The organism is Halobacteriovorax sp. RZ-2 (assembly GCF_043196685.1).
Lineage (GTDB): Bacteria > Bdellovibrionota > Bacteriovoracia > Bacteriovoracales > Bacteriovoracaceae > Halobacteriovorax_A.
Map to the genome: position 1 here is coordinate 78,760 of NZ_JBEBMR010000002.1, position 15,525 is coordinate 94,284.

Below are 15,525 nucleotides of genomic sequence, written 5' to 3' on the forward strand. Positions count from 1 at the left end.
ACCCGTGGATATTAATTATTTTAATCGTTATACAAATCAAATGGAAGTGGAGAAAGTTTACGGGGATGCCGCAATCAATTTCTTGTATGGAAATCCGCTTGGAAAGCTGATCTCTGGTGCAATTACTTCATCAATCGTCTCTTGTATGTATGGCGAAATTCAAAATATGAATTTTACTAAGAATAAGGTTCCAAAATTTGTTAAAGATTACCAGATCAATATGGATGAGTTTTTACCAACTGAAGGGCGCTCTAAGGATGACCCCTATGGAAGCTTTAATGAATTCTTTATTCGTAGGTTTAAAGAAGGAAAGAGGCCATTTCTTGATGAAGCTGATTCGATGTCGGCTTTTGCTGAAGCTAGATACTTTGGATACGAGTCAATTACGAACCAAGTAAAGATTCCAGTTAAAGGTAAATTCTTAAATTCAACTGAATTACTACAAAATACAAAGTGGGAAAGAACTTTTGAAGATGGGCCACTTTTACTCGCAAGATTGTGTCCTGTTGATTATCACAGATTTCACTATCCCCTTGATGGTGAAGTTATCGACTATTATAAAATTGGTGGAGGCTATCACTCTGTCAATCCACTTGCACTTCGTAAGAAGAATGATATTTTCAGTACTAATATTCGCGAAGTGACAGTAATGGAAACTAAAGAGTTTGGTAAAATTGCTTATGTTGAAGTTGGGGCAACAATGGTTGGCCGCATTGTTCAATCAAGCGATTTAACGACATTCTCAAGAGGTGATGAAAAAGGTTACTTCTTATTTGGTGGATCAACAGTTATCGTTATTGGTGAAAAAGGTAAGTGGGCACCAACATCAGATATTTTAAATAATACAAAGAATGGAATTGAAACTTATATTCATTTAGCAGATAAAGTTGCGCAAACTGGAAAATGATCTGATGGGTAAACCCCGTCAGAACTTTCCTTATGTAGATGTATCTGCTCACATTTCAATGAATCTTTTGAGTGAAGAATCCAGTCGATGCGAGAACCATCTTCACGAAAGCCTTTAAAGCTATGGTGACTCTCGCACTCTTCGTGTCCCAGATCAATCCAAGGGTCAGTAAGGTTTAACTTACTTTCGTTTAGCTCTTTTCTAACACTCTCAAATGGAGACTCATTAAAGTCACCGGTTAAAATTAACGGATAATCTGCTCTGACTTTTTCAATTTCGTTAATAAGAACTTTTATTTGTTCCTGGCGTGTGCTTGATTCGAGATGATCTAAGTGTGCATTAACAAAGAAGTAGTGTTTACCATTTTCTTTTGCTTTTAGAACTGCCCATGTACATAGTCTTGGAAAGGCACTTCCAAATGATTTTGATGCTGCAATATAAGGTGTTTCAGAAAGCCAAATATCTCCAGAGTTAATCAATTCAAATATTTCGGGACGATAATACAGAGAAGGATACATTCGATCTTCAATCCATTCTCGATTTGTATCAATAATCTCTAGGCCATCGAGGAGTTCTTGAAAGTCTCTTAACTGAGGCTCCCATCCTTCTTGGGTTCCGATAACTGCAGGACGGTAAGTATTTAGCGCATTGGCAAGAATGACACGTCTTCCATCCCATGAATGAATTCCATCGGCCGGGTTATTAAAGCGAATATTTGAAGAAATTACAGTGAAATTAAACATATTCCATTAATGAAAACATATTTTTCATCAATAGAAAAATAGAAAACTCCAAGATCGACACAAGTGGTTAAAAAATAACTTCTTTATTAAAAACAGGCTTGTTAAGGAGGTCTTATGGTTCAACAAGAGCAATTAGTTAAAGAAGTTAGAAAACGTTTCCCAAAGCACACATACAAACAGCTGGGAGAGATATTTCAGATGCAAACGACACGTCTATTTAGACTGATGAATGGTGCTGAGATGAGAACAAGTGAGTATTTTAAAATCAAAGAAAAATTAGAAATGAACTCTTCAGAGTTGAGCTTACTAATACAATTCTTGGAAAAACATTCATTTAGCTTAAGTCGAAACGATTGTAATAAAATCGTGAGTGATTTAGAAGAAAAGTTTTTTATTAGAAAATTAGCAGGGTTATAGGGAGAAGAGATGTCACGTTTATTAATGGTTGAAAGAGCAATACTAGAAGTTTGTGGAAAATCTCAAAAGACGATATTTCAAATTTCTGATGAAACAGGAATGGACTTATCTTTAGTAGGAAGTCTTTGTATTCGTTTAAATAAGAAAGGTATTTTGCAGAGACAAAATAGTTCATATTCAATTAATAAGGATGCAAAGAGTTTATTAATTGCAAATACACCTGAAAATATAAAAAAAGAAGTTAACGAAGTATCAAACTCGATGGTCGCTAATTACTTTAATCAAAAAAATAATCGCTCTCTAAAACTACAGAAAGTATATGTTAACAAAACGGAAGAGTTAATTCTAAACTCAATGCTTGACCAGTTAAATAGCTTTGTTGAAGAGCTTCAGCGTAGTCACAAAAAGAGTTCTAACAATGTTGTCAAAAAACAAAAAATTCTTATGTGGGGTCATGCGAATTATAGTGATTTGATCAATAGCTCTCTCAGTTTAGCAAGGTAAGTCAAACTAACCAACATAGCCGAACTCGTTAAGCATTTTGGCAACGAGTTCTTTTAATTGATATTTTAAAATCTTATTTTCGGGAGACAGAGTAGAACATTCGATATAGCCAATCATTGTTTTAAAATCTGTCTCTCTTTCATTTTCCTTTAGCCATGAATCAAATGTGAGGATGGCCTCAATCCAAGCACGAACAGAGTATTGAGTTTTATCGATAAGGCTAAATAAGAGTTCACCATTTTCTTTCTGACTTGGTGAAGATTTTAGATGCTTTTGTAGGTAACTAAAGATTATTTTCAATTCTTCTTCTGAGTGAATATTCTCCAATAGTAGACTTAGCCTTGCATCTGAGAGGAAGGCCACTGGGTATTGTGCTCTGAGTCTTCTAAAATACTTTTCAATCATAATGCCTAACATGGTGTGCAAACTAGTTATTTTGTTCTAAACTAGCAAAGTTAACTATATCTAATTTAGCAAGGGTTTTTCATGTTTGAAACTATTAAAAATATATGGCCATTGATTCATCGCCATCGTGCCAGAGTTATCGGAAGTATGATTTTCGGTATTGGTATGGCGCTTATTAAAGGTGGTCAAATGGCGCTAATCAATCCTCTTTTTACAAAGGGGCTTTCTCCAGAGTCGACACTTGAAGAGATCCTAGGGATTGTGGGCCTTGCTTGTTTACTTGCACTTATTAATTTACCAGTTCGTTTCTTCCACTTTTACTGGATGCAATTTGCAATGAACGATGCAGTTTGTGAAATTAGAACGAAGATCTATTCAAAAATTCAAGATATTCCAATTTCTTTTTATACAACAACAAAACAAGGTGATGTTATTTCAACGATCTTAAATGATACGATGATTTACTCTCAAGGTATTAGTGGCCTTCTTACTTTAATTAGGGAGCCAATCACATTAATTGTTTTATTAGGATATGCATTCTACTTAGATTGGCAGCTTACTCTTGTCACATTTGCACTTCTTCCAATTATGCTTTTAATTTTTGGATTCTTTGGAAAAAGAGTTAAGGCACACCAAGCTGATGTACAATCAAGACTTTCAGATATGACTCATGTTATTGGCGAAGGTGTTGGTGGACAAAAAATTATTAAGGCCTTTAATCTTCAAGATTATACAAGAAATTTCTTCAAGTCTTATCAAAACGACTTCTTTACTTTTCAAATGAAAGCGGAAGTGATGAGACAGTTTTCACATCCTCTTGTTGAGTTTATGACAACGTTAATTCTTTCTTCTGTCATTGTCTTTGCTCAGGTAAAGATCACTGGAAATGCAATGACGACAGGAGAGTTTATTACTTTTATTGCTATTATGGCCATGATCCAGGATCCGATCAGAAAAACTAATGAAGCGAATCTTAAGATTAGCCAGGCCCAAGCAGCAGAAAAGCGTATCTTTAAATTCTTAAAGGTAGACAATGAAGAAGACTCGGGAACAAAAGAGCACTCTGAGTTAAGTGATAAGATTTCATTTAAGAACTTAGATTTCTCATATGGTGATCATCAGGTAATTAACGATTTAAGTTTCGATATTAATAAGGGTGAGAAGGTTGCGCTAGTTGGGCTTTCTGGCTCTGGGAAATCAACGCTAATTAATGTTCTTCTTGGCCTATACCCAGTTAAAAAGGGAAGTTATAAGATTGATGGTGCAGACTCAAGTGAGTTCACTTTAAAGTCCCTACGTCACTATTTTGGCCTTGTATCACAAGATATCTTTCTATTTAATACAACGGTAAGAGAAAACTTAACTCTTGGAAAGGAAGTAAGTGAAGCGCAAATCGAAGAAGCATTGAAAGTTGCTCATGCGACAGATTATATAAATGAGCTTCCAAGTGGACTTGAAACAGTTATTGGAGATCGTGGCTTAAGACTTTCTGGAGGACAGGCCCAACGTCTGACAATTGCTCGTGCATACCTACAAAATAATGATGTCTTCTTATTCGATGAAGCAACTTCTGCTCTTGATAATGAATCAGAAAAGGTTGTGCAGCAGTCACTTAATGAACTTGCTAAAAATAAAACAGTTGTAGCAGTTGCGCACAGGCTTTCAACGATTCAAAATTATGACAAAATCATTGTCTTAAAAGATGGAAGAATGATTGAACAAGGTCGCCATGAGGAGTTAATGACTCTTGGTGGTGAGTATAAGAAATTATATGAGTTAAGTGTAAAATCTTAGAAAATACTAAAGGCTACCTTAGAAAGGTAGCCTTTTTCCTGCTCTAAATGGGTGAATCCACTCAGGCTCTACATCATTAAGTTTTTTTCCTGACATAACAATTTCATACTTTTCAATAAAGTCAGAAGTGAATCTTTCCATTGAGAAGTTCTTGATTGCATAGTTTCGAATAAAGTCACGATCATAGACATCCTTTGTTGTATTAAAGTATTCAATGATCTCTTCGTGAGAGTAGAATGTACGACCTGTGCCAGGGGCAATTAAATCAGGTAGTGAACCAAAGCTTGAGCCAAAGACTGGTAGCCCTTGAGTCATCGCTTCGATGATAGCAAGGCCGAAAGGCTCATGCCAACGAACAGCAAAGAGTAGGGCATCACACTGTCGCATATAATCTAACTTCTCTTGGCCACCAACCATACCATGGTTGTGAATTAAAGGGTGCCAACCAAAGAACTTAGAACCACCACCACAAATGTGGAGATGCTTATTAGTTTGTCTTGCAATCTTTACAGATTGTTGAAGGTTTTTCACTCGCCAAGAAGCCTTTGCAAGAAAGAGTAGGCTTTTGATTTCAGTAATCTTACTTTCTTTATAAATGGCCGGGTATTCACTCATATCAAGACAGTTATTTACATAGCTTGTAGAACCGTGATGGCGAGCATGCGATTTTGAAACAAATACTGTATTTAAGTCGAACTTTTCACCTGGGAAGCCATTGCCTCCGATATTAATAACGTAAGGAATATCAAGATCAACTTTTATGTTATCAAAGCCATGTATAACATCGATATTATCTGGAACGAATTTTTGCCACTCTTCAATCTTTTCACATGCAATATGGTTGATACCATATTCTGCTACTTGGCTTTGCCCTGGTCCGATAAAGGTAACCTGGTGACCAAATTTAATTAATTCTTTCATATGCCAAAAGACGAGTCTCTCAACACCGCCATAAGTTTTTACTGGTAATACTTTGTGGTATGGAATACATACATGCATTTTATAATCCTATAGTATTGGCCTTAGCCATTTCTTTGTTGTTTCGATGTCCTGACCTTTGGCCTTTGAGTAAAGCTCAATTTGGTCTTGGGCAATATTTAAAATATTAAAGTACTTAGCACAAGGGTTAAAGAATATGTAGCCAGAAACTGAACTTGCTGGATACATCGCAAAATTTTCTGTTAAATATGCTCCTGTATTTTCTCTAACATTCATATAATCCCATAGCTTTGCTTTTTCCGTGTGATCTGGGCATGCTGGGTAGCCTGCAGCAGGACGAATCCCTGTGTATTTTTCTTTAATGAGCTCATCAAGTGAGAACTTACGTTCTTCTTCAATTCCACACAACTGACGTGCTCTTTCATGAATTAACTCTGCGTAGGCTTCTGCGAGACGATCACCAACGGCCTTAACCATAATTGATGTATAGTCATCGCCCTTGTCTTCAAAACTCTTAGCATATTTCTCTACTTGATCACCCATTGTGACAACAAATGAACCGATAAAGTCCTGTTTTTCTCCCTGAGGTAGGATGTAGTCAGCAAGCGAGAGATAAGGACGATCTTTTTGTGTCTTTTCTTTTTGTTGTCTTAGAAAATTAAAAGTACCAAATTCATTCTTATTTTCATCGAGAAGAGTCACTGTTTCATCTTTTGCATAAGCTGGCCAAAAGCCTAAGACCGCTTTTGGCGAGAAACGATTATTTTCAATAATATCATCAAGAATATTTTGTGCTTCATCGTATAGCTTCTTGGCCTCTTCTCCATAATCTTTATGAGATAAGATATGAGGGTAGAGCCCTTTTAGTTCCCAAGTCCAAAAGAAAGGAGACCAGTCGATATACTTTGCAATTTCAGAAACGCTGATATCATCAAACTTCTTAGCTCCAATAAATGGAGGAGTGAAGTCGACGAAAGTTTTCGTTGGGTCAACTCTTAAGTGGTCACGGGCCGCTTCGATTGAAATAGTAGCTTGGCCACTGTCTTTTTTATTTTCAAAATATTCTTTTGTTCTTCTTTGTGAATCTTTTAAATCTTTTAAGAAGTCGTCCTTTAGCTTTTCACTTAAAAGACTATTACAGATTCCTACCGTTTGCGAGGCATCGCCAACGTGAACAACTGGACTAGTACATTCTGGTGCAATCTTAACTGCAGTGTGAGTTTTAGATGTTGTTGCTCCACCAATTAGTACAGGGACTTCAAGGCCTTGACGATTAAACTCAGCTACGTTGTGAATCATCTCATCAAGAGAGGGAGTGATAAGCCCACTTAGGCCGATGAATTTAGCCTCATGTTCTTTTGCTGCTTTTATAATATCTTCACAGCTTACCATGACACCTAAGTCAACGACGTTATATCCATTACATGCCAGTACAACTCCAACGATATTCTTTCCAATATCGTGAACGTCACCTTTTACTGTCGCAATAACAAATGTGTTCTTCTTACTTTTCCCGTCTGCACCTTTTTCCATATATGGCTCAAGATAAGCTACTGCCTGCTTCATTACGCGGGCACTTTTTACAACTTGAGGTAGAAACATTTTACCGGCACCAAAGAGGTCTCCGACAACTTTCATACCGTCCATCAGTGGACCTTCAATTACATTTAAAGGAATACCTAGTTCTTGTCTTGCTTGTTCGACATCTTCTTCGATGAATTTGCCGATACCCTTTACAAGTGCGTGAGTGATTCGCTCACCAAGGCTTCCTTCGCGCCAAGTTAAGTCATCTTCTTTGGACTTTGATTTTACGCCTTTGAATTTTTCGGCATATTCAATTAAGTCATCAGTTGCACTCTCTGAGCGATTAAAGAGCACGTCTTCGATCTTTTTCATAAGCTCAGGCTCAACATTTTCGTAAACTTCAAGCATTCCGGCATTTACGATTCCCATGTCAAGGCCCGCTTTAATTGCATGGTAGAGGAAAGAGCTATGCATTGCTTCGCGAACAATATTATTTCCGCGAAATGAAAAAGATATATTCGAAATTCCACCACTTGTTAAAGCGCCTGGGCAAGTCTCTTTGATTTCTCTTACGGCCTCAATGAAGTTGATTGCATAGTCGTTATGTTCTTCAATTCCTGTACCAACTGTTAGAACGTTTGGATCAAAGATAATATCTGTTGCAGGGAATCCTACTTCTTCAGTGAGGATCTTAAAGGCACGCTGGCAAATTGAAACCTTTTCTTCCTTAGAAGCCGCTTGTCCTTTCTCGTCAAAGGCCATGACAACAACGGCCGCTCCATATTGAAGGATTTTTCTTGCATGTTCTTTGAAGACTTCTTCGCCTTCCTTTAGTGAAATTGAGTTAACAATCCCTTTTCCCTGTATACACTTAAGTCCTTCTTCGATGACATCCCACTTAGATGAGTCAATCATAATTGGGACTTTACAGATATCAGGCTCAGAAGCGATTAGGTTTAGAAATTTCACCATACAAGCTTTAGAGTCGAGGAGACCTTCATCAAAGTTGACATCAATAATATTAGCACCGTTTTCAACCTGTTGACGGGCGATATCTAAAGCTGCTTCAAAATTCTCTTCACGAATTAAACGTGCAAATCTTGGAGAGCCTGTTACATTTGTACGCTCTCCAACCATGATAAATGGACGCTCACCAGTAAACTCAAGATTAAGAGGCTCTAGACCTGATAATCGTTGAGTCTTAGGTAGATCGTGTTTTTCACGTGGTTTGATTTCTTTTAAGTGGTTATAAATTGCATTGATATGATCTGGCGTTGTTCCGCAACAGCCACCAACGATATTGACGAGTCCTGACTCAGCAAATTCTTCTAACAGCGATGCTGTTTCATTTGGTTTTTCATCATAACCTGTATCACTTAGTGGATTAGGTAAACCTGCATTTGGGTAACAAGAGATTAAGCAATCTGATACTCTTGATAACTCTTCAATATATGGGCGCATCTCTTTGGCACCAAGAGCACAATTAATTCCAACACTAAAAGGTCTAGCATGTTCAACCGAGTTCCAGAATGCTTCAACAGTTTGACCTGAAAGCGTTCTTCCAGAAGCATCAGTAATCGTTACTGAGAGCATAATCGGAGTATCAAGATTATGATCATCAAGATACTTTCTCATGGCAAAGATGGCCGCTTTTAAATTTAGGGTATCAAATGAAGTTTCTGCTAAAAGAAGATCCGCTCCACCATCAATTAGCCCCTTTGTTTGCTCATAGTAATTATCGACGAGCTCATCAAATGTAATTCCTCTAAAAGCTGGGTTATTTACATCTGGAGAAATTGAAGCCGTTTTATTCGTTGGTCCCAGAGCTCCTGCTACAAAGCATTTACGCTCAGGGTTTTCTTTCATGAAATCAAGGCAGGCCGCTTTTGCAATTTTGGCCGCCTCTACATTAAGCTCATAAGCAATTTCACTTAAGTGATAATCATCTTGAGCAATACGAGTCGCCGAGAATGTATTTGTTTCAATAATATCTGAACCAGCAGCTAGGTACTTCGTATGAATTTCTTTAATAATTTCTGGCTTTGTCAGGTTCAGTAAATCGTTATTTCCTTTCAAGTCGATTTTTGTTTCTTGAAATCGTTCTCCTCGAAAGTCTTCTTCTGTTAGATGATACTGTTGAACCATTGTTCCCATTGCACCGTCTAAGAAAAGGATTCTACTCTTTAGTGTCGATTCTAGCTCTTTACGAATATCGCTCATTAAAATAAACCTTTTAGAACTTCAGTAACATTAGCACTGTCATTCATGACATAGAAGTGCACAGAAGGAACATTGGCACTTAATAACTCTTCAGTTTGCTTTCTTGCCCACTTAATACCAATTTCCTTAATATGTTCTGGATTCTCAGTTGCTTCATTAACAAATTCGTCAGGGAAGTCGACATAGAAGTGTCTTGGAACATTGGAAAGTTGTCCCATACTCTTTATCACTTTTATTCCTGGAACAATTGGGCATGTAATGCCGGCCTCGCGACATTTATCAACGAACTCAAAATACTTTGAGTTATCAAAGAACATTTGAGTAACAATATAATCGGCACCAGCATCAACTTTCTCTTTGAGGTACTTAATATCAGTTGCAAGATTTGGTGCTTCAAAGTGCTTTTCAGGATAACCAGCTACACCGACTGAAAAGTCTAGCGGTAAGCTATTAGAAATCTCGTCAAGGTAGATTCCTTTTTTTACGTTATCAATTTGTTCGACTAAGTCTTTAGCGTAGAAGTTTCTTTGGCGAGAAAGGTCATACTTCTTATTATAGTTAAGAGCATCTCCACGTAGTGCAAGCACATTATGAATTCCAAGGTAGTTTAACTCAATAAGAGCATCTTCAGTTTCTTCTTTTGTAAATCCTTGAGTCAGAAGGTGAGTTACCGTATCAATCTTAAAGCGATTTTGAATGACTCCACAAATACCAACTGTACCTGGACGCTTTTTATATATTTTTCTTTCTACCGAACCATCATTCTTTTCATTGTAATAAGCACCTGCTGAGTGGGCCGTTACATCAATCCAGGCCGGATTGAATGGCAAAAGCTGCTTAACAATATCTGTTACGGCCGAAATATTTTTGCCTCTTGGTGGTGGTACAATCTCAAAACTAAAAAGTGGGTTTGTTGCCTTGTCGATATGCTCGATAACTTTCATTCGTGTATTTCCCTATGTGTAAATTTGTTACCTTATTTTAATCATTTATGAGCAATAAGAAAAGGCGAGGGCCCCTTTTTCTGGGGCCTTAGGTTAATTCGAATGAATTGGGTAAATGGAATATTTAGATAAATTTGAAGGAAGGATATTAGTAAGTTTTTAAGCATCAGCTATGCTTCAAACTTGTAGAGTTTTTAACCTAGGGGATTATATATTTGGACTTTTTTCACATTTGAAATGAGTGATCTATTCCACAATGAAATATATTGCCTATATTCAATTGCTTATGAGTTTCACGTTGGGCCAAAAACTGATATCATTATGTAGTAGAGGATAATTTGATGAATAAGGATCAGATTTACCATTTAGAAAGTGAGTTTATTAGAGTTTCTGTTACGAAGCAGGGAGCTGGACTGTTATCAATATTTGATCTTGAATCATATGTTGAATATCTGTGGCAAGGACATCCAACGCTAAATCCTTGGAAGCCACAGCTTACCTTTCCAATTGTAGGAAAGCTTAAGGATGACCAGTATTGGCTAGGGCGTAAGTATTATCACATGCAAAAAGATGGCTTTTTAAAAGACTTCCAATTTGAAGTGAAGAATCAACGCAAGGACAGAATCACTTTTGTTCATACGAATAACCAAGACACAGAGCTTATCTTTCCATTTCGCTATAGTATCGAAGTAACCTATATGGTTTATGGGCCAAAGCTTACAGTCTCATTTGTTATAAAGAATTTAGATAAGAAAGAAATGTTCTTCTCTCTAGGTTTTGCTCCGACTTTCAATGTTCCACTAGGTCCAGAAGGTCACGAGGATTGCTTTATTGAGTTCTCTACTCAAGAAGAGCGTGGAGCCTATTTTTTAGAAAATGATCTTGTTAACTTCCATGATGCCGATAATAAGAAGGTTGTTCAGGACTGTCGTGTTTTCTTCACTCAAGAGAATTTTAGAGGTGGGGAGATGGTGTTTAAGGATATTAAGTCAAAGAGCGTTGCTCTTAAGAATATTTTAAACGAGAAGTCGGTTAATATAGACTTAGGAAATATTCCTTATCTTTCAATTTGGACTTATCCTGGTGCAAATTTCGTTAGGATTGCGCCTGCATTTGGTGTGACAGATGCACTAGACTCTAATAATGACTTCTACACGAAAGAAGGTCTGATTGATTTAGAGCAAGAAAAGACTTTTAAACATGAGTTTGTCTTTCACATTCGTTAGGCATATCCGCTAGGATCAGTAATGTATCGTAAAGAATTAGAAGAAATAAAGAACAGTATTCATACTAAGCTCGACACTATGGTGTGGGGAGATATGTCGATTGAAAGAAAGGCCGACAAAAGTATTGTGACAGAGTTTGATATCTTTGTTTCTGACCAAGTTAAAAAGGTCTTTCATGAGTCTAATTTTGACTTCAATTTCTTCTCGGAAGAAGATCAAGAGAGTTTTGAGTTTCCTGTGATTGTCTTAGATCCAATTGATGGAACTCGTGAATTTGCAAAGGGCTATGGTGAGTGTGCAGTCTCCCTGGCCATTTTATTTTCAGCAGATATTAACGATGATCGAAGCTTTGGCTGGATCTATAATCCATTTACTGGGTTTGAAATTACGAGTGATGTTAAGTACCCGCTCGGAAGTCGCCATGCTCACGCTGAGGCAGTCAATATTATGATCTCGCGCTCGGAGTGGGAGAAGGGTGCTAATAAATTAGATTTTAAGCACAACTTTAGAATTACTCCACTTGGATCTATTGCCTTTAAGCTAGGACTACTTGCTGCTGGTGCAGCTGAATGTGTTGTCTCATTTCGTGATAAGAATATTTGGGACATCGCTGCTGGAGTGATTATTTGCCATTCCAGAGGGATTCATTCTGATGAAATTAAGGATCTTTCCAGCAAGAAGCTGAGAGGGCCTTTTATTTTCTGTCGAGATGAATTAAAAGTAGCGGTTCATGAAGAAGTTAATCGCTTAAAGAAGTCCTAGTTAAATAAATCTTCAAAATCCTTCATTGTGAGTTTTCCACTGAATAATTCTTCATCATCTTCAGGAAGAAGTTCTTTGAAAAGTTCACGTTTGATTTCTTGAAGTTTTAAAACCTTCTCTTCAACAGAGCCTTTAATAATAGGTCTAAATACGTTTAGAGTATTTTTCTGACCAATACGATAAGCTCTATCGATTGCTTGCGATTCAACCGCTGGGTTCCACCAAGGGTCCATAATAAAGACGTAGCTTGCTGCTGTTAAGTTAAGACCAACACCCCCGGCCTTAAGAGAGATTAGGAAGAGTTTTGTTTTACCGCTTTGGAACTCGTCAACTGCTGCTTGGCGCTTTTTAACGTTCATCGATCCATCAATTCGAGAGTACTTCCAGCACTGGCCATCAAAGGCCGTTCCAATGATATCAAGGTATGTTGTAAATTGAGAGAAGACGATAACTTGGTGACCTTCTTCAACAATTTGCTCTAAACTTTCAATTAGATAATCAACTTTCGTTGATGAAAGACTTCTGATGTCTTTTGTTGTTTTATTATTATGGTTTTGCCATAGACAGCTCTGGCGAAGTTCGAGAAGTCCCTTAAGGATTTCACCATACTTCTTATTCTTAGGAGCATTTTGAATATTGTCTTTAATTGATTGTAATTTATTTTTGTAAAATTCTTCTTCATTTTCATCAAAGCTAAGAAGGACACTGTTTTCAATCTTAGGAGGCAGATCAGTAAGAACTTGGTTCTTTGTACGTCTAAGAATGAACGGTGCGGCCGTTTTTCTTGCGTATACTCTCGACTTAGGAGTAGAGCTTGATCTTAAGAATCTTAAATCTCCCCAGATGCCAGGAATACTTAGATCAATAATATTAAAGAACTCAGCAAGATCATTTTCTACAGGTGTACCTGTTAAGCAGATTCTAAAGTCGGCATTGATCTTTCTTGCGGAAGAAGCCCCTAGAGAACGCATATTCTTAAGGTGCTGAACCTCATCAAGAACAAGAACATCATAATTAGTTTCTTCAAATTGTGCTTCGAGTTCTCTTTTAAGAATCCCATATGAAGTTAGAATTACTTTTGCTTTACTATCTTCTGGAAGCTCTCTATCAGCTCCGTGGAAGATGTGAACATCGATATCCGAGAATTTCTTAAATTCATTTTCCCAGTTTAGTAGTAGGGAAACTGGACAAACAATTAGAACTTTATCAATTTTATCGTAGATACTTTCAATAAAGGCGATGGTTTGGATAGTCTTACCAAGACCCATGTCATCGGCAAGACAAGCACCAAGCTTATTTTCATGAAGGAATTTAAGCCAGTTATAACCTGTCTTTTGGTATGCTCTAAGAGTTGAGCCAAGATGTTCTGAAATAGGGTAGTCAGGGATACCTTCAAGGTTTTGAAGTCTTTCGCAAAGTGCGATTTCTTCATTCGTTAGGGCACCTTCGAGTCCAATCTTTTTAAGTTCAAATAATTCAAAGATTCTGGCACGAGAAAAAGGTAGGATGAATTTTTTAAATTTTCCGTCCTGAACTTCTTCTTTTGCTTCAAATTTTGTGTATTTTTGAACAAATTTCAAAAGATCTTTTTGTTCATTATTTAATAAGATGACACCATCTTTAGTAATAGCAATATTATTGTCGAGGTCGACATTCTTAAGTACTTCTTGGTCAACGTCATTGATTTCTAGTTCAAGATCAAACCAACCCGAGCGTCCAATTTGCTTTCTTTCAAAGCGAATACGAGAGTTCCAATTTTTAATTTCATTATTATTATAGAAAATCTCAACACCGTAAGGCTTCGTTACTGTAAATAGTTTCGATAGGCCTTGAGTGATTTGGGACATTGAAACTTGGAAAATAACTTCGTTTGTATCTCGATATAGGTAAGAGTAGCGGAAGAAGTGGTCTCCAAATTCCGTTACCATGACTTTAAATAGAAGACGTTGAAGCTTATTGTCGTATTTGTAAAGCTTGTGATTTTCGTGATCAAAGCTAAGTGTATAGTCTTTGCTAACAACTTCAGAAATTAGACGAATCCATGAAGACTTTTTCGACTTTCCAGAAAGGGACTTCTTATAGCCGTCAACACCAGTTTCAAAGTAGTGCTGAACTTCTCTTAGGAAGTGGTAGGCTTCAACCTTTTTGCGAAATAAATCGAGATAGCCACCTTCAAATGTAAGAGAGGCCATAAACTGTGGAGGCCTTGTTCTCTTTTCTTCTTTATTGAAGAACTCGACTGAAAAATTGTTATAACCCTTTCTTTGAGAGTTATTGATATAAATTCTTAAATCTGGTGACTCAATATTTGTGATATCAAATTGCTTACCCTCAACTTCAAATGCGATGTACTTCTCTAGCCTTTCAGAGTAGGCAAGATTTAAGGCATCATCGATTTTATATGTTGATAAATTCGATCTTAGAGTCGAGAAGAACTCTTTTAGTTCACTTGGAAGTGAAAAGAGTTCACCAGTATCCCAATTAAAAAGATATAAACTTTCAAAGATACTGATATCACGATGAGTTTTACCTTCCTCATCTAGTAGGGCAAAGCGAATACTAGATTTCAAGTCATCTTGAAAATCAACTCTTTGTTCTTTATTTGGAGCGATATTAAAGACTAACTTTCCTGAGAGATTTTCAGGAATTGGAAACTCAATCGTTTTCTTATTCGTTAATGAGTAATTTAGTGTTGAGTAAGTCGGTCCATGTGGCGCATTTTCTAACTCGTGTGGACCACTGATAATTGTCCCGTACTCAAGTGGGTAAACACCGTATCCACCAATAGGAGGGAGGTGAGTGCTTGTATCAGATTGGTCGTTATTTGTTGCAATATAGTACATAAAGAGAGCAGCTGTATGGTGGCAGTGCTTTTCTTTTGTCCATTCTAGACAATCACATGATGTTGACAGTGGTGATTCATTAGTTCCTTCAAGCCTCTTCTTATAGACGACCTTAGACTCATAAGGGCGATCTTCTTTAATGATTCCTGTTGTGATGAGGTAACCATCAAGACTTCCTTTCTTAAATGAAAGTGAGACCTTCCCAAGGCTGAGAACTTTTCTGGCCTTAGAAATTGCCAGAGTTGAAAAATATTTTTTTGCTAGATCGAGTCCAGGTTCTTGTGTCATATATTACTT

General features: G+C 37.1%; 12 protein-coding genes. 6 read left to right on the forward strand and 6 right to left on the reverse strand.

What is annotated here, in order from left to right; genetic code table 11:
* The first annotated feature begins 4 nt into the window (after positions 1–4).
* On the forward strand, positions 5–907 hold the full coding sequence (locus tag ABMA78_RS06420; protein ID WP_392858163.1) for a phosphatidylserine decarboxylase: 903 nt from the start codon (positions 5–7) through the stop codon (positions 905–907).
* Here ABMA78_RS06420 and ABMA78_RS06425 read toward each other — a convergent pair.
* Positions 871–1,650, reverse strand: a complete 780-nt coding sequence (locus ABMA78_RS06425; RefSeq protein ID WP_392858165.1) for an endonuclease/exonuclease/phosphatase family protein — start codon at positions 1,648–1,650, stop codon at positions 871–873. The two genes, ABMA78_RS06420 and ABMA78_RS06425, sit on opposite strands and share 37 nt — an antisense overlap.
* A 114-nt stretch (positions 1,651–1,764) precedes the next feature.
* On the opposite strand from ABMA78_RS06425, the gene ABMA78_RS06430 reads away from it, so the two are divergent.
* Positions 1,765–2,067, forward strand: coding sequence for a hypothetical protein (locus ABMA78_RS06430; RefSeq protein ID WP_392858167.1), 303 nt, complete (start codon positions 1,765–1,767; stop codon positions 2,065–2,067).
* 9 nt (positions 2,068–2,076) lie between these two features.
* A complete protein-coding gene (locus ABMA78_RS06435; RefSeq protein WP_392858168.1) occupies positions 2,077–2,571 on the forward strand; it encodes a hypothetical protein in 495 nt (164 codons plus the stop codon).
* Between the two features lie 6 nt (positions 2,572–2,577).
* Here the strand turns inward: ABMA78_RS06435 and ABMA78_RS06440 are convergent, their stop codons facing one another.
* Positions 2,578–2,976, reverse strand: coding sequence for a hypothetical protein (locus tag ABMA78_RS06440; RefSeq protein ID WP_392858170.1), 399 nt, complete (start codon positions 2,974–2,976; stop codon positions 2,578–2,580).
* Positions 2,977–3,057: 81 nt separating this feature from the next.
* Here ABMA78_RS06440 and ABMA78_RS06445 point away from each other — a divergent pair, with 81 nt between their 5' ends.
* Positions 3,058–4,770, forward strand: a complete 1,713-nt coding sequence (locus ABMA78_RS06445; RefSeq protein ID WP_392858173.1) for an ABC transporter ATP-binding protein — start codon at positions 3,058–3,060, stop codon at positions 4,768–4,770.
* Positions 4,771–4,788: 18 nt separating this feature from the next.
* Here the strand turns inward: ABMA78_RS06445 and ABMA78_RS06450 are convergent, their stop codons facing one another.
* Genes ABMA78_RS06450 through ABMA78_RS06460 form a run of 3 tightly spaced genes read right to left on the reverse strand, consistent with a single transcriptional unit; the run spans position 4,789 to position 10,397 of the window.
* The gene (locus ABMA78_RS06450; RefSeq protein WP_392858175.1) at positions 4,789–5,769 is read right to left on the reverse strand and encodes a glycosyltransferase; all 981 of its coding nucleotides are present in this window, start codon (positions 5,767–5,769) and stop codon (positions 4,789–4,791) included.
* A gap of 9 nt (positions 5,770–5,778) precedes the next feature.
* Positions 5,779–9,453, reverse strand: coding sequence for a methionine synthase (metH, locus tag ABMA78_RS06455; RefSeq protein ID WP_392858176.1), 3,675 nt, complete (start codon positions 9,451–9,453; stop codon positions 5,779–5,781).
* Entirely contained in the window at positions 9,453–10,397 is a 945-nt protein-coding gene (locus ABMA78_RS06460) for a methylenetetrahydrofolate reductase (RefSeq protein ID WP_392858179.1), read from the reverse strand. Before ABMA78_RS06460 ends, metH begins: the two co-directional genes overlap by 1 nt.
* A 341-nt stretch (positions 10,398–10,738) precedes the next feature.
* Between ABMA78_RS06460 and ABMA78_RS06465 the strand changes: the two genes are divergently transcribed.
* Together ABMA78_RS06465 and ABMA78_RS06470 are read left to right on the forward strand one after the other, a co-directional pair.
* A complete protein-coding gene (locus ABMA78_RS06465; RefSeq protein WP_392858182.1) occupies positions 10,739–11,623 on the forward strand; it encodes a hypothetical protein in 885 nt (294 codons plus the stop codon).
* Between the two features lie 21 nt (positions 11,624–11,644).
* Entirely contained in the window at positions 11,645–12,385 is a 741-nt protein-coding gene (locus ABMA78_RS06470) for an inositol monophosphatase family protein (protein ID WP_392858184.1), read from the forward strand.
* Here ABMA78_RS06470 and ABMA78_RS06475 read toward each other — a convergent pair.
* Positions 12,382–15,516 carry a DEAD/DEAH box helicase gene (locus tag ABMA78_RS06475; protein WP_392858186.1) on the reverse strand — a complete coding sequence of 1,045 codons (3,135 nt, stop codon included), beginning with the start codon at positions 15,514–15,516 and terminating at the stop codon, positions 12,382–12,384. The genes ABMA78_RS06470 and ABMA78_RS06475 overlap by 4 nt on opposite strands.
* Positions 15,517–15,525: the final 9 nt, after the last annotated feature.